General features: G+C 29.4%; 17 protein-coding genes. 8 read left to right on the top strand and 9 right to left on the bottom strand.

Annotated features, from left to right (window positions below; genetic code table 11):
* The first annotated feature begins 1 nt into the window (after position 1).
* From yidD to FDT66_RS01275, 3 genes are all read left to right on the top strand, one after another.
* Positions 2–244: a membrane protein insertion efficiency factor YidD gene (gene yidD, locus FDT66_RS01285; RefSeq protein WP_138534340.1), complete on the top strand. Its 243-nt coding sequence runs from the start codon at positions 2–4 to the stop codon at positions 242–244.
* 65 nt (positions 245–309) lie between these two features.
* Positions 310–1,146 carry a prolipoprotein diacylglyceryl transferase gene (lgt, locus tag FDT66_RS01280; RefSeq protein WP_138534339.1) on the top strand — a complete coding sequence of 279 codons (837 nt, stop codon included), beginning with the start codon at positions 310–312 and terminating at the stop codon, positions 1,144–1,146.
* A gap of 3 nt (positions 1,147–1,149) precedes the next feature.
* Positions 1,150–1,464 (top strand): DUF6787 family protein, encoded by a 315-nt coding sequence (locus FDT66_RS01275; RefSeq protein WP_138534338.1) that lies wholly within the window; start codon positions 1,150–1,152, stop codon positions 1,462–1,464.
* Positions 1,465–1,591: 127 nt separating this feature from the next.
* Here FDT66_RS01275 and FDT66_RS01270 read toward each other — a convergent pair whose 3' ends face one another.
* Positions 1,592–1,858, bottom strand: a complete 267-nt coding sequence (locus FDT66_RS01270; protein WP_138534337.1) for a hypothetical protein — start codon at positions 1,856–1,858, stop codon at positions 1,592–1,594.
* Positions 1,859–1,940: 82 nt separating this feature from the next.
* On the opposite strand from FDT66_RS01270, the gene FDT66_RS01265 reads away from it, so the two are divergent.
* Both FDT66_RS01265 and FDT66_RS01260 read left to right on the top strand, forming a co-directional pair.
* The gene (locus FDT66_RS01265; protein ID WP_138534336.1) at positions 1,941–2,570 is read left to right on the top strand and encodes an NUDIX hydrolase; all 630 of its coding nucleotides are present in this window, start codon (positions 1,941–1,943) and stop codon (positions 2,568–2,570) included.
* 56 nt (positions 2,571–2,626) lie between these two features.
* Entirely contained in the window at positions 2,627–3,445 is an 819-nt protein-coding gene (locus FDT66_RS01260; RefSeq protein ID WP_138534335.1) for a lysophospholipid acyltransferase family protein, read from the top strand.
* On the opposite strand, the gene FDT66_RS01255 is transcribed toward FDT66_RS01260, so the two are convergent.
* From FDT66_RS01255 to FDT66_RS01225, 7 genes are all read right to left on the bottom strand, one after another.
* The gene (locus FDT66_RS01255; RefSeq protein WP_138534334.1) at positions 3,442–3,930 is read right to left on the bottom strand and encodes a hypothetical protein; all 489 of its coding nucleotides are present in this window, start codon (positions 3,928–3,930) and stop codon (positions 3,442–3,444) included. The two genes, FDT66_RS01260 and FDT66_RS01255, sit on opposite strands and share 4 nt — an antisense overlap.
* Positions 3,931–4,073: 143 nt before the next feature.
* Positions 4,074–5,333: an MFS transporter gene (locus FDT66_RS01250; protein ID WP_138534333.1), complete on the bottom strand. Its 1,260-nt coding sequence runs from the start codon at positions 5,331–5,333 to the stop codon at positions 4,074–4,076.
* 21 nt (positions 5,334–5,354) lie between these two features.
* Positions 5,355–6,356, bottom strand: a complete 1,002-nt coding sequence (locus FDT66_RS01245; RefSeq protein ID WP_138534332.1) for an aldo/keto reductase — start codon at positions 6,354–6,356, stop codon at positions 5,355–5,357.
* 5 nt (positions 6,357–6,361) lie between these two features.
* Positions 6,362–9,259: an FAD-binding and (Fe-S)-binding domain-containing protein gene (locus FDT66_RS01240; RefSeq protein WP_138534331.1), complete on the bottom strand. Its 2,898-nt coding sequence runs from the start codon at positions 9,257–9,259 to the stop codon at positions 6,362–6,364.
* A gap of 223 nt (positions 9,260–9,482) precedes the next feature.
* The gene (locus tag FDT66_RS01235) at positions 9,483–10,016 is read right to left on the bottom strand and encodes a dihydrofolate reductase family protein (protein WP_138534330.1); all 534 of its coding nucleotides are present in this window, start codon (positions 10,014–10,016) and stop codon (positions 9,483–9,485) included.
* A 162-nt stretch (positions 10,017–10,178) separates the two neighbouring features.
* Positions 10,179–10,832 carry a porin family protein gene (locus tag FDT66_RS01230; protein ID WP_138534329.1) on the bottom strand — a complete coding sequence of 218 codons (654 nt, stop codon included), beginning with the start codon at positions 10,830–10,832 and terminating at the stop codon, positions 10,179–10,181.
* A gap of 115 nt (positions 10,833–10,947) precedes the next feature.
* The gene (locus tag FDT66_RS01225) at positions 10,948–12,051 is read right to left on the bottom strand and encodes a bestrophin family protein (RefSeq protein ID WP_138534328.1); all 1,104 of its coding nucleotides are present in this window, start codon (positions 12,049–12,051) and stop codon (positions 10,948–10,950) included.
* An 81-nt stretch (positions 12,052–12,132) separates the two neighbouring features.
* Here FDT66_RS01225 and FDT66_RS01220 point away from each other — a divergent pair, with 81 nt between their 5' ends.
* The 3 genes from FDT66_RS01220 (at position 12,133) to FDT66_RS01210 (ending at position 16,672) form a co-directional block, all read left to right on the top strand.
* The gene (locus FDT66_RS01220; RefSeq protein WP_171032288.1) at positions 12,133–14,628 is read left to right on the top strand and encodes a M14 family metallopeptidase; all 2,496 of its coding nucleotides are present in this window, start codon (positions 12,133–12,135) and stop codon (positions 14,626–14,628) included.
* 161 nt (positions 14,629–14,789) lie between these two features.
* Positions 14,790–16,445 (top strand): arylsulfatase, encoded by a 1,656-nt coding sequence (locus tag FDT66_RS01215; protein ID WP_138534327.1) that lies wholly within the window; start codon positions 14,790–14,792, stop codon positions 16,443–16,445.
* A 68-nt stretch (positions 16,446–16,513) separates the two neighbouring features.
* Positions 16,514–16,672 (top strand): YqaE/Pmp3 family membrane protein, encoded by a 159-nt coding sequence (locus FDT66_RS01210; RefSeq protein ID WP_138534326.1) that lies wholly within the window; start codon positions 16,514–16,516, stop codon positions 16,670–16,672.
* A 216-nt stretch (positions 16,673–16,888) separates the two neighbouring features.
* Here the strand turns inward: FDT66_RS01210 and FDT66_RS01205 are convergent, their stop codons facing one another.
* Complete coding sequence (locus FDT66_RS01205; RefSeq protein ID WP_138534325.1) at positions 16,889–18,985, bottom strand: hybrid sensor histidine kinase/response regulator transcription factor; 2,097 nt, start codon at positions 18,983–18,985, stop codon at positions 16,889–16,891.
* Positions 18,986–19,073 lie beyond the last annotated feature (88 nt).

Here is a 19,073-nt window from a genome sequence, read left to right as displayed (position 1 = left end):
TTTGAAAAAAATACTATCATATCCATTTATCTTATTAGTTCGTTTTTATCAAACAGCAATATCACCATTTACACCAGCAACTTGTAGATACAGTCCAACATGTTCGCATTACACCATAGAAGCATTACAAAAACACGGGTTGTTTTCTGGAGGTTGGTTGGCTTTAAAAAGAATTTTTAGCTGCCATCCTTGGGGAGGTAGTGGTTATGATCCTGTTCCGGAAAAGTTGAACAAAAGAAAATAATAAACAAAGAATTGAAGTTATATGTTAACTTTGAATTATAAATTTTAAACCTTGAATACAAGAGTATGAGTTTTTTAGCAATAGAGTGGAATCCTTCTATAGGAATAGATTTAGGTTTTTTTGTAATACGCTGGTATAGTCTAATGTTTGTGACCGCATTTATTTTAGGTCTAAGACTAATGAAAAAAATATATATAGAAGATAAAATTCCAGTAGAAAAAATGGATCCATTATTTATGTATGTATTTATTTCAATGTTAGTAGGAATGCGTCTTGGAGATGTTTTCTTTTATAGTTGGGATTATTACCAAAATCACTTATTAGAAATTATTTTACCATTTAAAAATACAGCAGAAGGTTGGAAATTTACAGGTTATACAGGTTTTGCAAGTCATGGAGCAGCCATTGCAATTCCAATTGCCTTGTATTTTTATGCTAAAAAACACCTGCAAAAGCCTTGGTTATTTATTTTAGACAGATTAGCCATAATGGTTGCTTTAGCTGGTTTTTTCATTCGGTTTGGTAACTTTTTTAACTCAGAAATTTACGGTAAAGAAACTGGGTCTGACTTTGGAGTAATATTTAAAGCAGCTGGCGAAACTGTACCAAGACATCCAACACAATTATATGAAGCGTTTAGTTATTTATCATTGTTTTTTGTAATGTGGTATTTATACTGGAAAACAGATAAAAAACAACATATTGGTTTCTTATTTGGTTTGTTTATGACAGTTTTATGGTCTTTACGTTTTGTAATTGAGTTTTTAAAAGAACCACAGGTTCAACAAAGAGGAGAAGAATGGTTTTTCAGCCCTTTAAACACAGGGCAAGTTTTAAGTATTCCATTAGTTTTAATTGGAATTTGGTTAATGCTAAGAAAATCTAAAAAAGAAGTTCAATAGGTTATGGAAAAATTAAAAGAAAGATGGGGAATTGAAAGCAATTGGTCTCTTTTAGCAATTTTGATAGTTTTCGCAATTAACGGTTCATTTGCAGCTTGGGTTGCAAAACCAGTTACAAATTTTATAGGTTTAAATCCCGACACAATTTCAGGGTTTATTTATTGGCCATTAAGAATTTTATTAATTTTCCCAATATATCAATTAACCCTACCAATTGTTGGTTGGTTATTTGGGCAATTTAAATTCTTTTGGGAATTTGAAAAGAAATTTTTAAGCAGGTTAGGTTTAGGTTTTTTATTTAAAACAGAAAAAGAATAGTATTTCTTTGGGCGTTTTAACGGGCTTTCGCTACTCGCTTTTTTTCTGAAAAAGAAAAAAGAGCTCAAACAAGTCGCTCAATCCCTAACGCACTTTTTTAATTACAGATAGTATTAAAAAAACCGAATTAATTCTCAATCAACGTTTCGTTCTTTCTTTTGTTAATCACATAACTGTAAACCCACATAATTGTAAAAGTAGGTATAAAATCAAAAGGAAGAATCTCTTCAATAAAACTAATAAAACCAGCAATTTTACCCTCTTTTCCTTTATACATTTTGGTCATAATATATCCAGAAACTGGAGCCCAAAAAATATCAAAAGGTAAAAAAGGTATAAAACCAATCGCATCTAAAACAATACTTGCTAATAATTTTTTGTATTTTTCATTCATACAATGTCATGTTCAAAATTCTTGCCAAAATGAATTCTTTTTTTTGCAAAAAAAATATAATTAAGTAAAAATAAATAATCAAGTGAAATTTAATCAATTCAAAAATAAAATAAACTTATTAAAAACTTTAAAGTTAGGAGGTTTAAACGCTCAATTTAAATTAGCACCAGAACTTCGTTTGCAATATGATGCCGATAAAATAAAAGCAAGCAACCCCAGAAAAGCTGCAGTTTTGGCATTATTTTATCCTAATGAAAACAATGAAACCACTTTTTTACTAACAGAAAGAGCTACTTATAAAGGCACACATTCAGCTCAAATTAGTTTTCCAGGAGGAAAAAAAGACAAATTAGATGCAGATTTAGAAACCACAGCATTAAGAGAAGCTTTTGAAGAAGTTGGTATACCCCAAAAATCCATAACAATTATAAGAGAATTAACAGATGTTTTTATTCCGCCAAGTAACTTTTTAGCAACTCCTTTTATTGGTTTTACTGATAAAAGACCCAACTTAACAACGAATTACGAAGTAGAAAAAACAATTGAAGTTTTGGTGAAAGATTTGTTGAATGACACTTCTTTATCTACCGTTAATTTATCTACATCTTATATGGAAAATATAGACGTGCCCTGTTTTAAATTAAACAATTATATAGTTTGGGGTGCTACAGCAATGATGCTTTCAGAAATTAAAGAATTATTAAAGTGTTAAGTTTTGCGATTTGTTTCGTAAATTTGTCATTAACCAAGTATTAAACCTAGTTTATAATGCCTTTATTTAAAAGAAATCCTTTTGGTCATATTTTATTTATAAAGAAATGGATCATTCGAATTTTTGGACTAATTTCTCATAGAAGATATCGTAAATTTAATAACTTACAAATTGAAGGTTCAGAAATAATAAGGCAATTACCTGATAATAACGTACTTTTTATTTCCAATCACCAAACCTATTTTGCAGATGTTGCAGCAATGTTTCATGTTTTTAATGCTTCATTAAGTGGTAGAGACGATTCTATTAAAAATATCGGTTATATCTGGAATCCTAAATTAAATGTTTACTTTGTAGCAGCAGGTGAAACTATGCGTGCAGGTTTGTTACCAAAATTGTTTGCTTATGCAGGTTCTGTTTCTATTGATAGAACATGGAGAAGTGCTGGTAAAGATGTAAACAGGCAAGTGAAAAACTCTGATATTTCTAATATTTCCAAAGCCATAAAAGATGGTTGGGTAATAACCTTTCCACAAGGTACAACAACACCTTTTAAACCAATTAGAAGAGGTACAGCACACATTATAAAAACGTGTAAACCAATTGTAGTACCTATTGTTATTGATGGTTTTAGACGTTCTTTTGATAAAAAAGGTTTAAATATTAAAAAAAGAAACGTTTTACAATCAATGGTTATAAAAAAACCTTTAGATATTGATTATGAAAATGAAAGTGTTGCAGATATTGTGAGTAAAATTGAATACGCAATCGAACAACATCCATCTTTCTTAAAAGTTTTATCACCAAAAGAGGCTGAAGAATATATGAGAGAAGAAGAAGAGTTAAATAAAAAGCGTGAGTTTTGGAGTTCTTAATATTTTGGTTTGAACTTAAATAATTGAATTTCTATACCAAAGAAAAAACTATATCTATACTCTAATTTACCATATAAAAATTCTAAATCACTTCTTTCTGTAATTTGATTTAAAAAACTAAGTCTTACTCTTTCGCTTAAAAAATATTCTAGTTGTAAAGAGGCAGAAAAACTAAGTAAATTGGTGTTTTCTCTGTGAATATTTCCAATACCAACACTTGGGGTAACCTGTAAGTTATAATCATTAAAAATATCCATAAAAGTAAATCCTGTAAAAGCTGCGTATCTTGTATATTTAGTGGTTAAAAAAGCATTTTCATACTCCAATCCATAAACAAAATATCCTAAGCTATTATCTTTACCCTCATACTTTATTCGAGCTACAAAATTTATAGTACCTGCATCGTTTCCTCTATTATCACCAATAGCTAAAAGTTTTAAATCTTGATGTAAAGAAAAATTAAGTGCATTTTGACTATATGACACAACGCTATTCATAAAGAATAGGAAGAAAAATTGGAGGAGAAGTTTCTTACTAAAAATCAAAAATAATAATATTTATAATACAATTTAAAGGTACTATTATTATACTATATAATTGTAAATTATTTGTATAAATTAGGTAAAAATCAAAAAGCTTTTAAAAGTGATTTACGAAACAAGATTGAAGCTAATAAACCTATAATTGGTATTAAAGAAAATAGGCTAAATAAGTTTTTATACTCCGTAATTGTTGGGTTTTCTCCCAACATATATCCAATAAAAAGCGACATGAAAATATCTGGAGTAAAACCAACTACAGAAATAATACCAACCAAAGTTCCTGTTAATTGTAGTGGTGTTTTTGTTTCTTCAATAATAGCAAAATACAAACCCCTTAGAGAATATGTACCAAATGCCATAAAAATAAAGGTTACAAAAGATAAGTAAATGGGTTCATCATAAAAAAAGCCCAAACCTAAAGTAAGTGAGGCAAAAATTAGTATGGAAAAAGCAGGTATTAATAATTTAGAAGGAATAAGTTTGTCTGCTAAATATCCTACTAAAATAGCAGCAATTGGACGTAAATATTGAATAAAAACTGCAAAATAAGTAGCTTGTTCTAAACTATAATTCCAAACATCTTTTGCGTAAGTACCATAAACACCTGTTAATTTGTAAGCGCAATAAGCACAAAAAATAATAATTGAGTGGTATATAACTTTGCGCTGTTTCATTAAAAGAAAAGCTTCTTTAAAATTAAATTGAAATTCTTTGCTGTTATTTTGTTTTATCTCCGATTTTGGAATTACTTTATAAACAATAAAACCAACTAACAGTACCACAAATGTAATTGTACCAATAATGTATTGTAGCGTTTCTAATTTATTTTCAAATGTAATTTCCACTCCTTTTTTAGGGAAGAAAAATGTTAAAATAGAGGCGCCAAATAATGCAATTGAAGCAGCAAATAAACCTCTACCACCATCTAATAAACCAAAAGATAAACCTTGATTATTTTTAGTACCCCATAATCTTGTAGCTTTAATTAAGGAAGCCCAAAAAAGTAAAATAGTAGAAACTCCCCAAAACGCATATAATATTTTTAAACTATTTATAGACGGTATAAATGTCATAAAAACACCACCAAATGCTGTTAAAATAATAGAAATAGATAGTAGTTTTCTGGGTTCCCATTTATCTGCAATAAAGCCACCAAAAAAATATGACATTACAGCTGTAATACCGTATAAAGATTGTGCTTCACCAATTTGAGCGTCAGAAATTAAAAAAACTTCTCTTATAACTGGTTTAAAAACACGAATTAATATAAAAGGTAGCAAAAAAATAGCCTCTCCAGCAATAATTAAGGTAACCATTGCGCTAATTTTGGAGGGCTTTTTTTTCATTTATTTTTTTAGTATTCTATTTTATGAACTAGCAATAGTATCTATTTCTACTAATTCTTCTTTTGTAAATTTAGTGTTTTTAATTGCTTTTAAACTATCTAAAATTTGTGAGGTTTTACTAGCTCCAATTAAAACGGAAGTAATTCTATCATCTTTCAATATCCAAGAAATTGCCATTTGTGCTAAATTTTGATCTCTTTTTTTAGCAATATCATTCAACATTTTAATTTTAGGAACCATTTCAAGTACCTTATCTGTTTGTAAATAGCGTCCATCTTTTACAGCTCTAGAATCTTTTGGTAATCCGTTAATGTATTTATCCGTTAACATACCTTGTGCCAATGGAGAAAAACAAATAGCACCAACTTTTTCATTACCAAGTAAATCTAGCAAACCATTTTCCACCCATCTATCAAAAATACTATATCTTGGCTGATGAATTAAACATGGAGTTCCTAAATCTTTTAAGATTTTAAAAGCTTTTTCAGCTCTTTCTGGTTGATAGTTAGATAAGCCTACATAAAGTGCTTTACCTTGTTTAACCATCAGATCTAAAGTACCCATAGTTTCCTCTAAAGGTGTCTCGTAATCTGGCCTATGATGGTAAAAAATATCCACATAATCTAAATCCATTCTTTTTAAACTCTGGTCTAAACTCGCTGTTAAATATTTTTTTGAACCGAAATCTCCATAAGGTCCTTTCCACATATCATAACCTGCTTTTGAAGAAATAATTAATTCATCTCTATAATTTTTGAAATCTTTTTTCAAGATTTTACCAAATGTAGTTTCTGCAGATCCATAAGGTGGACCATAATTATTTGCCAAATCAAAATGTGTAATTCCATTATCAAAAGCACATTTTAAAAGATTTCTCGCATTTTTAAAATCATCATTTTTTCCAAAATTATGCCATAAACCTAAAGAAAGTTCAGGTAAAAGTAATCCACTATTTCCTGTTCTTCTGTAGTTCATTTTTTCGTAACGATTTTCATCTGCTACATATTTATTTTTTTTACTCATAATAATTATTTTAAAGCTTCTTTTAGAATGGTAATAGGATGTTTTGCAATACGTTTTGTGCCGTCAAAAATTTGATGTCTGCAACTTGTACCAGCTGCTACAATTTCTGTTTCTTTTGGTGTATTTCTTACTTTCGGGAATAAGGTATCTTCACCAACTTGCATAGAAACGTTGTAATGTTCTTTTTCATACCCAAAAGAACCTGCCATTCCACAACACCCAGTATTCATGATGGCTACAGAATAGTTTTTTGGCAAATTCAATATTTGAAAACTTGCATGAGTTCCAGACAATGCTTTTTGATGACAATGTCCGTGAATTTTCAAGTTTTTAGACGCTGAAGTAAAAAGTGAAAGATCAATATTTTCTTTTTTTAACTCATTAGCTAAAAACTCTTCAAAAGTAAAGGTATTTTTAGCAATTTTTTCTGCAGATTTTTTATCATCTGCCAAACGAATATATTCGTCTCTAAAAGTTAAAATTGCTGAAGGTTCTATACCAATTAACGGAGTTTCCTCTGTAATAAGATTTTTAAAAATTTCGATATTTAAATTACAAACTTTTTTAGCTTCTTTTAAAAATCCTTTAGAAATAAAACTTCTTCCAGATTCTTCATGATCTATAAGTTTTAAATTGTAACCTAATTTTTCTAGTAAAAACAGCGCATCTTTTCCGATTTCAACATCATAAAAATTAGTAAATTCATCACAAAACAAATACACATTTTTTTTGTTTTTAGAAGTTGGTTGCTTTTGGTACCATTTTTTAAATGTTTTTGAAGCTAATTTTGGTACGCTTCTTTTTTGTGCCACACCCATTGCAGCTTTTGCAAATGGTGTATTTAAAATTGCATTTGTCAAAGCAGGAGCAATGCTACCTAGCTTATTATATTTTACATTATTCGCAAATAATTTACTTCTAAAAGAATAGCCATTTGTTTCTTGATATTGATACAAAAATTCGGCTTTCATAGTAGCAATATCCACATTACTTGGGCATTCAGAAGCACATGCTTTACAGCTTAAACACAAATCGAAAACTTCTTTTAGCTCTTTATGATTAAATTTATTTGCTTCGTCGGAATTTGTTAAAAATTCACGCAATGTGTTTGCTCTTGCTCTTGTGGTGTCTTTTTCATCTTTTGTAACTCTATAACTTGGGCACATGGTTCCTCCAGCTTCCACAGGTTTTCTACAATCTCCAGAACCATTGCATTTTTCTGTTAATTTTAAAATACCTTCACTATCAGAAAAATCTTGAATGGTTTTTATTTCAGGTTCAATTCTATCCACCTCATATCGCAGATTTTTATCCATAGGAAAAGCATCTGTAATTTTTCCTTGGTTAAATACATTATTTGGGTCAAAAGCCTTTTTTATTCTTCTTAATAATTGATAATTTTCTTCACCAATCATTAATGGAATAAACTCTGCACGTACAATTCCATCTCCATGTTCTCCAGAAAAAGAACCTTTGTATTTTTTTACTAACTCAGCAGTTTCAGTGGTTATTTTTCTAAATAAAACAACATCTGCTTTCTTTTTTAAGTTTAAAATTGGGCGTAAGTGCAATTCTCCAGCTCCAGCATGTGCATAATAAATGGCATCTTGTTGGTATTTATCCATAATTTGGGTAAACTCGGCAATATAATTTGGCAAATCTTCTAAAGCCACAGCAGTATCTTCAATACAGGCAACTGCTTTCATATCGCCAACCATATTTCCTAAAGCACCCAAACCTGCTTTTCTTAAATAATGGACTTTAGCAATGTCTTTTCCATACACTTTTGGATGATGGTAACCGAAATTATTTTCTTGCAAATCAGCAATTAATTTGTCTGCCAATAATTCTGTTTCTGGTAATGTATTTGCAGCAACTTCTAGCATTAAAACAGCCTCTGGATCTCCTTGTAGAAAGAAACGGTTTTTTGCCAATTCTCGGTTGTTTTTTGTACAATCTAAAATGGCTTTGTCCATTAATTCGCAATTGTACAAATTATGATTCATGGCAGTTAACGTCGCAATTAAACTCTCATTTATACTTGTAAAATGAGAACAAACCATAATACTTTCAGTAGGAGGTAAGTCGTCTAATTGCAAAGTGATGGAAGTTGAAAAAGCCAAAGTTCCTTCGCTTCCAGATAAAAATTTTGCCACATTTATGGTGGGTTCTGTGCCACCAAATAAATCTGATTTTAAAAACTCATCCACAGCATAACCAGTATTTCTTCTGTGAATTGTTGGTTTTGGAAACTCTTTTTTAATTTCTTCCTGAGCAGAATCGTAAATTAATTCCGAATAAATACTTTTATAAATATCACCTTCTAGGGTTTCTAATTTTGTTTTTTCTAAAAATGAATTCGAAGTAATTTCTTTAAAAGTTGCAGTAGAACCATCACTTAAAATAGCTTCAATTTCTAAAACTTTATCACGAGTTACGCCATATTTTATGGAGGTACTTCCTGATGAATTATTACCAACCATACCACCAATCATGCATCTGTTTGAAGTTGATGTGTTTGGACCAAAAAACAAGCCAAAAGGTTTTAAGTACACATTTAAAGAGTCTCTTACAATTCCTGGTTGTAATTTTATGGTTTTTGCTTTTTCATCAAAAGAAATAATGTTTGTAAAATGTTTGGAAACATCAACTACAATTCCATCTCCCACACATTGTCCTGCTAAAGAAGTTCCAGCAGTTCTTGGTATTAACGTGATGTTATTTTTGGTAGCGAAGTTGATTAATATTTTTATATCATCATTATTTTTAGGGTACGCAACTGCTAAAGGAATTTTCCTGTAAACAGAAGCATCTGTTGCGTATAAAGTTTTGTGTAAACTATCATAAAGTACATCACCTAGAAGTGAATCGTTTAAGTTTTTTAAAGTGATATTGTCAATCATTTGTAAATGAAAAAGAGTCTAATTACAAATATCTGAATAATATTTTCATTAATACTGAAACATTAAAGAGTTTCTGAATTTTTACGAATTTGGTAAATTATAAAGGTTGTAATTGAATATTTGAGAGTAGTATAAAATATTATGATTTTTAATATTCGCTTACGGCTTGTGTATGTTGTGTAACCTGAAGTGTATACACTATACACCATGTTGTGATTAGTTCTTATTCTTCTAAATCATAAGTTAAGATTTTCAGCCCATCGTCAAATGATTCGGTTCCTTTTAAGTTCCATTTTGCCTTAGTTTTTGAGTTACCAAAAAGTCGAATACCCTTTCCAAGAATAATTGGATTTAATTTCAGTTTTAACTGGTCAATAAGTCCGTTGTCCAAAAGCCAACCCGCAAATTCTCCACCACCACATAAGTAAATGTCAGACTCAGCTGACTCTTTTATTTCTTTAATTCGGTCTATTGATTTTTTCTCAATATGTACTGTTTGAGCTAAGTTTTCAATTTTCATTGAATTCGAAAAAATGAAGTGTTCCATGTGCGGATATGCAGGCTTACCTGGTTCAAGTCCATATTGATATCCAAATTCATAGGTTCTTCGACCCATAATCACTGTCTTAAAATTTTGCAGGTCAGCTAAATATTTGTCCACGCCTTTTCCTCCTACTGCAAAATCGCTTATGTCGTCATTTTGACCTGCTATGAATCCATCAATTGAACTTGCTACGTAGTAAATTATTCTTGTCATTTATTTCGTCTTTTTTTGTATTAGTCACAACGGTTTTACGTGTGGTTAGTTGTGTGGTTTAAGCAACTAATTTAGTATATACAAACCGAATAGAAAATCCGAGAGGATTTTTGTAAGTAAGCAATAAGCCAGCAATAAATTATATACGGTGTTACAAACAGTTTATATTTCATATTCAATTCCTAGACTGAAAATTGAAGATTTAATAACATTATCTCTTTCAATAATTCCAAGAAAATATTTTGTATTAATTCTCATATTTTCAAGTATTTTATAACCTAAACCTATATTAAATCCTAAATCAAATTTGTCATTTTCCATATTATTGTTTTGAAAATTATTTCCTAAAAATTGATTAAATGGGTTTTCAAGAACTTCTTCTTTTCGATTTATTATATAACCTAATTGAATTCCTCCTTCTAAATTAAATTTTTCACTAACAAAATATTGTAAAAGAATTGGTAGTGAAACTACAGATTCATTTATTTTATATTTTATATCCTCTTCGTTTCCAATTGGTGTTCCATTTGAGTCAGTCAAGGTAATATCTTCAAAAACAGCTATAGTTCCTTGGTTAGAAAAAAGTAATTCAGGTTGTATTCTAAACTTTTCAGAAATTTTTATATTTGAATAACCTCCAATATAAAATCCAATTTTCCCTTGGTAGTCTAAAATTCTTGAATTCCCAACATACACATCTGGTGTATATTTTGACATATTGATTCCTGATTTAAGACCAAATTTTATTTCAGTCGTTTGAGCATTTATTGAAATATTAGCTAATAATATTAAAATAATCAAAAAGTTTTTTTTCATCTATAGATTTTCGTATTTAATTATTTGTAACTTAAAACGATTATGACTTCTGCTTTAATGACTTATAATCGACGTTAGCGAAGTTATTAGAAAATACGTTAAGAAATAAAACAAACTACATCACAATGTCATTTTTCCAAACGTAAGGTTCTGGGATGTTTGTGTCATCAATTAATTGGCGAATATCAATTTCTATTCCTCTACTTAAATCTGTAATTGGCACATCGTTAGGGCTTCCTTCAAAAGGGTTTTCTGTATTTTCTCCTATTTTTTCCATAGTGTGAAACACCCAAGCTAATAAAGTACTAAAGGGTATAGAAAACCAAACAAAATGCTTTGCAATAAATTCTTGTGTTAAATGCCCCCAATTGGTTTTAGATTGGTGAGTAGCTAAATCTTCTACTATGTGTTGCCCTATACTCTCAAATCCTTCCATAATTCCGAAAGGCAATAGAATAATAAATACCCAAACAAACATATAGTTTAAAGTGGCATATTGTCTTGGATAAGGAAAGTTTTTAATGCGTTCAGATTTTCCTTGTAATGTGTAAAGTTCTTTTAAAACATTCATCATTTCCATATGTCTAAAATCTTCTATCAAGCCAGCATTCATCAACTCTTTTAAACGTTTGGATTGAATTCCTAATAATTGAGAGGGTTTATTACCTTTTGCGAAAATTTCTTTGTATTCTTCTTTAGAAATATAAGGAGAAATCGCTTCTTTAATATCAATAGTATCTTCACAAACTAAGAAGTAATTCTTTTTAAATTCTTTGTTAGATTTCTGATTTTTCACATGGTCTTCCCAAGGTTTGCTAGCTCTTAATTGATAGCGCAAAGCTGTAAGCCAAGCTACATGTCTATGAACCAATTCTTTTTGAATGGCTTTTAAATCTGTTTCAGAAATTGGAGTTTTGGCATGTCTAAAATCTATAAAATCTTTTACCATAATTGTCCAAGTTCTTGAGGTGTTTACAATACCTCCCCAAATTTTTCGAGCTTCCCACAATCTGTCATAAGAAGCATTGTTTTTAAAACTGATTAAAAAAGAAATTGCAGTACCCAAAACGCCTAATGGTAACCAAGGTACATGTAGCCACTTTAAGCCCAAAAGGTCAAATAGAATAACAGGTATTGCACCTATTAGTACAAAAAGAAAAATATCTCTTCTTGTCCATTTTAAAACTGTTTTTACAGGAAATATTCTCTTAATGTACATAAAATCTTAAATCAATGTTAAAGAACCAAATATAAACTTTTTGAATTCATATATTTGTTAGGTAACCAAATTTTAATATTAATGAAAAAATTACTACTATTATTCTTATTCTCAACCTTCGCAATAAATAGTCAACAAATAGATTTATCTTATTATTTGCCAAACGAAAGATATAATACAGATATTCCAACACCAAAAGAAATTATTGGGCATGAAGTAGGTGAATGGCATATTACACATGATAAACTGGTGGAATACATGAAGGCTTTAGCAGCAGCTTCCGATAGAATTTCCATAGAAAATAGAGGTACAACTTATGAAGGAAGGCCACTTTTATTATTAACAATAACATCTCCAGAAAATCATAAAAACTTAAATGAAATTAGAACAAACCACATTGCAGCAACAAATGATAGTTCTATAGATGTATCTAACAATCCAATAGTAGTTTACCAAGGTTTTTCTATTCATGGTAATGAGCCAAGTGGTTCTAATGCTTCAATGGCAGTTGCGTATTATTTGGCAGCATCTTTAAAATCAGAAACCCTTGATTTGTTAAAAAATACAGTTATTTTATTTGACCCTTCCTTTAATCCTGATGGGTTACAACGTTTTGCTTATTGGGCAAATACAAATAGAAGTAAAAATATAAATCCAGATCCTAACGATAGAGAATATACTGAAATTTGGCCAAGAGGAAGAACCAACCATTATCAATTTGATATGAATAGAGATTGGTTGCCAGTGCAATTACCAGAAAGTAAAGTTAGAATTGAAACTTTTCATAAATGGTTGCCAAATATTTTAACAGATCATCATGAAATGGGAAGCAATTCTAGTTTCTTTTTTCAACCAGGAATTCCAAGTAGAACAAACCCGCTAACACCACAATTAAATCAAGATTTAACCAAAGAAATAGGAACCTATCACGCAAAAGCTTTAGATAAAATAGGCTCTTTATATTATTCTGAAGAAAGTTATGACGATTTTTATTACGGAAAAGGTTCTACTTTTCCAGATATAAATGGAAGTATAGGTATTTTATTTGAGCAAGGAAGCTCAAGAGGTCATGCTCAAGAAACAGTAAATGGAGTTTTAACATTTCCTTTTACTATTAGAAACCAAGCCACAGCAGCATTTTCTACATTAGAAGCTGCTAGAAAAATGAGAACTAAAATTTTACAATATCAACAAGACTTTTATAAAGAATCTAGAAATTCAGGAAGCAATAAAGCGATTGTTTTTGGTGATGAAAAAGATGCTGCAAAAAGTTATCATTTGGCAGAAGTTTTAAAACGTCATCAAGTAAAAATTCATGACGTAAAATCTGATTTTACAGCAAATGGAAAAACGTTTAAAAAAGGATACAGTTATGTAGTTCCAATGAATCAGAAGAATCAACGTTTGGTGAAAGCGATGTTTGATGTACGTAAAACATTTAAAGATAGTTTATTTTACGATGTTTCTGCATGGACTTTTAATCACGCTTTTGGTGTTGATTATGCTGAGAATGTTTCTATTTCGAAAGCTGGAAATGAAATTGATGATTTAAAAATGAAAACAGGAACAGTTTCATTGAAAAGTGATTATGGGTATTTAATGCCTTGGAACGAATATTATGCTCCTAAAGCTTTAAATGCAATTTTACAAAAAGGGTTAAGAGCAAAAGTATCCATGAAAAATTTTAATAATGGAGGCGTTTCTTATGATTATGGAACAATATTTATACCTGTCCAAAATCAAAAATTGAATGCTTTAGAAATGTATCAATTTTTACAAAAAACAGCTAATGAAAGTCACGTTTCTATAAATGGAGTTTCAACTGGTTTAAATGACGGAATTGATTTAGGTTCTAATAATTTTAGAGCAATTGATAAACCAAAAGTAGCAATGTTGGTTGGAGATGGTATTGCAGGAAATGATTCTGGTGAAATTTGGCATTTGCTAGATCAACGTTTTGATATGGCTTTAACACGTATTGATATGAGCTATTTTACGAGAGTAGATATCAGTAAGTATTCTGCAATTATAGTTCCAAGTAGTTACAATTTAGGAAAATCGGCTGAAGAAAAATTAAGAACTTGGGTAAATAATGGTGGAATTTTAATTGGATATAAGAATACTGCAAGATGGTTGTCTAGTAAAAAGTTTATCAATTTAAGTTTTGATACTGCAAAAATGGATACTGTAAAAAATGTTTCTTTTGAAAATAGAGGTTTACAGTCTGGAGCACAAGTTATTGGAGGAGCAATTTTTGAAGCAAATATAGATCGTTCACACCCAGTAAACTTTGGTTACAAAAACGATAAAATAGCATTGTTTAGAAACTCTACAATGTTTATAAAACCAGATAAAAGAAGTTATAACAACCCAATACAATACACGTCTAACCCTTTATTAAGTGGTTATATTTCAAAAGAAAATGCGAAAATAATACCAAACACAGTTCCGTTTAAAGTACAAAGAATGGGAAGAGGAAAAGTAATTGTTTTTACAGACAATACAAATTTTAGAGCATTTTGGTACGGAACCAATAAGTTGTTAATGAATGCAATTTTCTTTGGAGATAAGATGTAAATCAAAAAAAAATAATCTAAAATTTAAAATCCCACTTTTGTGGGATTTTTTTTATTTATTTGACAATTTCTATACCTTCAAATAATTATTAGCAAACTTTTTTATTCGTTTTCCTTATTATCTTTGGTTGAAGAAGTGCTTTCAACTCAATCAACCATTTTATGAAACTCAATCAACTCTCATTTATTTTATTCTTAGGAATTATTATCACTTTTAATTCTTGTCAGCAAAAAGAAAAAACAATCGAAAAATCAAAACCAAACATTATTGTAATTCTTGCAGATGATATGGGTTTTTCTGATATTGGAAGTTACGGAGGAGAAATAGAAACACCAAATTTAGACGCTTTAGCAAATAACGGAATTCGTTATACACAATTCTACAACACATCTAGGTGTTGCCCGACAAGAGCTTCTTTATTAACAGGTTTATATCCACATCAAACAGGTTTGGGGTGGATGACAAAAGTAGATTTAGGAAACCCAGGTTATACAGCGGAATTAAATAATAACTGTGTTACAGTTGCAGAAGCTTTAAAAAATTCTGGCTATTCTACCTATGTTTCTGGAAAATGGCATGTAAATAAAGATGATGAAAGTGATCAAGATAGTCCAAACCATAATTGGCCTTTACAAAGAGGTTTTGATGGTTTTTTTGGAATTTTAAAAGGTGCTTCAGATTATTTTAATCCAGATAATTTATATGCTGGTAATACACATATTCAGCCAGATGAAGATTTTTATTTTACTGATGCTGTAAATGATGCTTCATCTAATTTTATTGAAAAGCACATAGAGGAAAAAAATAATCCGTTTTTTATGTATGTTGCTCATATTGCTCCTCATTGGCCAATTCAAGCAAAACCTGAAGACATAAAAAAATACGAAGGAAAATATATGGAAGGTTGGGACGTTTTACGAAAAAAACGTTACGATAAAATGAAAGAATTGGGCGTTATTGATGAAAACGTAAAACTTTCTGAAAAAGATAAGGATATTGCAGATTGGGATTCTCTTTCACAAGCAGAAAAGATTGATATGGACAAGCGAATGGCTATTTATGCAGCGCAAATCGATTGTATGGATCAAGGAATTGGACGTATTATTTCAACCTTAAAAAAACACAATCAATTTGAGAATACCTTAATTCTTTTTCTCTCTGATAATGGTGGTTGTTTGCAACCAGTTTCTAGAGGAGAAAGTAAAGAATTGGAAGATTTAGGAACTGAAAAATCTTTTGAAAGTTACAGAAAAGCATGGGCAAACGTGAGTAATACACCATTTAGAAATTACAAAAAATGGGAACATGAAGGTGGAGTTTCTACACCATTAATTGCACATTGGCCAAAAGGAATCAAAGAAAAAGGAACTTTAAAAAGTCAAATGGGGCATGTAATTGATTTTATGCCAACCATTTTAGAATTGGCGGAAGTAGAATACCCAAAAACATACAAAGAAAACAAAATTACACCTTTGGAAGGAGAAAGTTTGGTCGCAACTTTTAATGGAGATAAAACGCATAACAGAGCTATTTATTTTGAGCATACTGGAGCAAGAGGAATGAGAGATGGAGATTGGAAACTGGTTTCTTTAAACATGCAACAATACCCGTATTTTAAAGATTGGGAATTGTATAATTTAAAAGAAGATAGGGCTGAAACAAATAATTTAGCAACTAAATACCCAGAAAAAATAGAGCAATTAAGTAAAAAATGGTACGCTTGGGCAGAAAGAACAAATGTATTGCCAATTGACGGACGTGGCTGGTATCAAAAAATAAACAACCCAGAAGGAGTAAAAACAACAGAAAGTAAGTAATCAAAAGATTTTATTGTAACAAAAGCAGTCATTAATCGTTTTATAATATACCAACCAAGAGTTATATTATGAGTATTTTTAGAGTCTTTTTTGCTATATTTTTTCCTCCACTTTCTGTTATAGATAAAGGTTGTGGTTCTTTTGTGATTATTTTTTTATTAACACTTTGTGGCTGGATTCCTGGAGTAATAGGAGCGTTAATTATATTGAATAATCCGAAGAACTAAAAATTTAAAAATTTAAAGATTTTAGAGTTGAGATTTCTCTACAAAGTCGAAATGGCAATAGGTAGTTTTTTTAATTTAAAATTTTTTAGCAATTATAAATTATTTGTTGGCTCCATGATTTTTTGCAATTTCAATTCAATGTTCGTAAATATCTTTTAAAATCAATAAAGAACGAACGTAATTAAATCAGAATAAAAAGAGTGTATATTTTTTAGATTATTGAAAGTTATTTTCAATTTCTTTGTTGGGAAATACACCAAATCGTTTAAAGTATTTCGTAGAAAAGTAAGAACTATGGCTAAAACCAACTTCTAAAGTTAATTGTTTTAAAGAATGTACTTCTCTTTTTTCTATTAATATTTTTGCCTTTTGCAATTTTATTTCTGTGATAAATTCATTTGGAGTTAAACCTGTTAATGCTTTAATTTTTCTATAAAAGGAACTTTTAGACATATTAAAATAAACAGAAAGGTCTTCTTGATTTAGTTTTTGTTTTCCACAGTTTGTATGAATGTACTCTTTTATTTCTAAGAGCCAATTTTGGTCTGTATCTGTTGTATGTGCATCCGCTATTTTTTCTTTTTCTATATATACATCTCTTTTATTTGCGTTCGAAAGTCTGTTTTGAAGTCTTACTAAAAGTTCTTCAGCTTCAAAAGGTTTGTGTAAATAATCGTCGATACCTAATCGTAAAACTTCTAATTTGCTGGAATAATCTGTTCTTGCAGTTAACATTAGAATTGGGTTTTTATAACCGATTTTGTTTAAATTTTTAATCAGTTCTAAGCCATTCATTTTTGGCATCATGTAATCTGTAATAATACAGTCAATTTTTTGTTCGTTTACCGTTTTAAGAGCTTCTAAACCATTTTCTGCTTCAAAACAATTGTAATTACTTAGAATTTCTTTTAGGTAATCTCTCATTTCATAAGAATCATCAACAATCAATATATTTTTGTTAATTTTTTCACTTTGATTAATTTGAGAGTTGTCAATAGCATTATTACTTTCAATTTCAATTTTATTCTTTAACGAAATAGTTTCTTGTTGCAAGTTTTTAGTTGGTATTTTAATAATAAATTCACTTCCCTCATTTAATTTACTTTTTACTTTTAAAGTTCCTGCATGTTTTTTTATAATTTCTTTGCTAAAAGATAAGCCAACACCACTTCCACCAGATTTATTTATATCGTTTTCTACTTGATAAAAGCGTTTGAATATTTTTTGTAAATCTTTGCTATTTATTCCAATTCCAGTATCGCTAATTTTTAAAATTACGTGATTGTCTTGGGTTTCTATTGTTATTGAAACTTTGCCATTTTCTGGGGTGTATTTTAACGCATTTAATATAATATTGTTAATAGCTCTCTCAAAAAAAGAAGTGTCTAAAGAGCAATGTATTTCATTGGAATTACTATGAAACGTAAAGTCAATTTTTTTTCTTTCAAATAAAGGCTCGAAAGATATTTTTATTTTTTGAACAAGATTTACAATATTGTTTTCTTTTAAATTTAAAGAAAAATTAGAAGTTTCCATTTTTGCAAGATCTATCACATCGTCTATAATTTTTTTAATTTTATGAATCTGATAGTTTGCTTGTTCTTGAATATGTTCTATTTGATCATCATTTTTATGAATTTTTAATTTATCTAATTGCCCTTTTAAAAGTGTTAAAGGTGTTCTTATTTCGTGTGAAACATTTATAAAAAACTGCGATTGTTGTCTGTTTAAATTTTCTAGTTGGTTTCTTTGTTCTTCTAAAGCAATTTCACTTTTTACATTGGTGCTTTTAAAATAATTGACTAATAAAAATATAATAACAAAAAGAATTAAGCCTAAAACACTAGAGTTTTGTGTGTTTTCTGGATAGATATCTAAAATATTTTTTGGTACAGTAAAAAGTAAATAACAAACAATAAATGTGGCATATATTAATTTACTATTATTTGTAAAAAGCAATAAAAAAGGAGGAATTATGATATAAAAATATTCGATATTTTTACCAGGTTCAATAAAATTTGCAAAAGCAACATTGCTGTAAAGCATCAAAAGAAAAAAGAGTATTCTTGCAGTATTAAATTTTTTATTTTTCTGAAAAAAGTAAATAGAAATAACGCCCGTTAAAGTAATCGTATGAATTAATATAGGTAAAAATGGTTCTGGATTTCTAATGGCATCTTCTGTAATTAAAACCAATTGTATAATTATCCATTGGCTCCAAAATAAATTTAAAAGGCGTACTCTTTTTACCTCTGTTCTATCAAGATTTTTATCGATACCAATTTCAAGTATTTTGTTATACCATTTAAACATATTAAATCTTTTTAGTAATTAATATGGAATAAAAGTATACTTTTTTTTAATGTATTTAATTGTTTTCCTAAAATTGAACGATTTGTGA

The organism is Polaribacter aestuariivivens (assembly GCF_005885675.1).
GTDB lineage: Bacteria > Bacteroidota > Bacteroidia > Flavobacteriales > Flavobacteriaceae > Polaribacter > Polaribacter aestuariivivens.
The sequence above is the reverse complement of the archived record's forward strand: the minus strand, read 5'-3'. Positions and strand labels throughout refer to the sequence as shown.

What these genes read in the sequence shown, in the direction of transcription:
- lgt (WP_138534339.1), top strand. Translation starts at nt 310, where the DNA reads ATGAGTTTTTTAGCAATAGAGTGGAATCCTTCTATAGGAATAGATTTA.
- FDT66_RS01275 (WP_138534338.1), top strand. Translation starts at nt 1,150, where the DNA reads ATGGAAAAATTAAAAGAAAGATGGGGAATTGAAAGCAATTGGTCTCTT.
- FDT66_RS01270 (WP_138534337.1), bottom strand. Translation starts at nt 1,858, where the DNA reads ATGAATGAAAAATACAAAAAATTATTAGCAAGTATTGTTTTAGATGCG.
- FDT66_RS01260 (WP_138534335.1), top strand. Translation starts at nt 2,627, where the DNA reads ATGCCTTTATTTAAAAGAAATCCTTTTGGTCATATTTTATTTATAAAG.
- FDT66_RS01250 (WP_138534333.1), bottom strand. Translation starts at nt 5,333, where the DNA reads ATGAAAAAAAAGCCCTCCAAAATTAGCGCAATGGTTACCTTAATTATT.
- FDT66_RS01245 (WP_138534332.1), bottom strand. Translation starts at nt 6,356, where the DNA reads ATGAGTAAAAAAAATAAATATGTAGCAGATGAAAATCGTTACGAAAAA.
- FDT66_RS01240 (WP_138534331.1), bottom strand. Translation starts at nt 9,259, where the DNA reads ATGATTGACAATATCACTTTAAAAAACTTAAACGATTCACTTCTAGGT.
- FDT66_RS01235 (WP_138534330.1), bottom strand. Translation starts at nt 10,016, where the DNA reads ATGACAAGAATAATTTACTACGTAGCAAGTTCAATTGATGGATTCATA.
- FDT66_RS01230 (WP_138534329.1), bottom strand. Translation starts at nt 10,832, where the DNA reads ATGAAAAAAAACTTTTTGATTATTTTAATATTATTAGCTAATATTTCA.
- FDT66_RS01225 (WP_138534328.1), bottom strand. Translation starts at nt 12,051, where the DNA reads ATGTACATTAAGAGAATATTTCCTGTAAAAACAGTTTTAAAATGGACA.
- FDT66_RS01220 (WP_171032288.1), top strand. Translation starts at nt 12,133, where the DNA reads ATGAAAAAATTACTACTATTATTCTTATTCTCAACCTTCGCAATAAAT.
- FDT66_RS01215 (WP_138534327.1), top strand. Translation starts at nt 14,790, where the DNA reads ATGAAACTCAATCAACTCTCATTTATTTTATTCTTAGGAATTATTATC.
- FDT66_RS01210 (WP_138534326.1), top strand. Translation starts at nt 16,514, where the DNA reads ATGAGTATTTTTAGAGTCTTTTTTGCTATATTTTTTCCTCCACTTTCT.
- FDT66_RS01205 (WP_138534325.1), bottom strand. Translation starts at nt 18,985, where the DNA reads ATGTTTAAATGGTATAACAAAATACTTGAAATTGGTATCGATAAAAAT.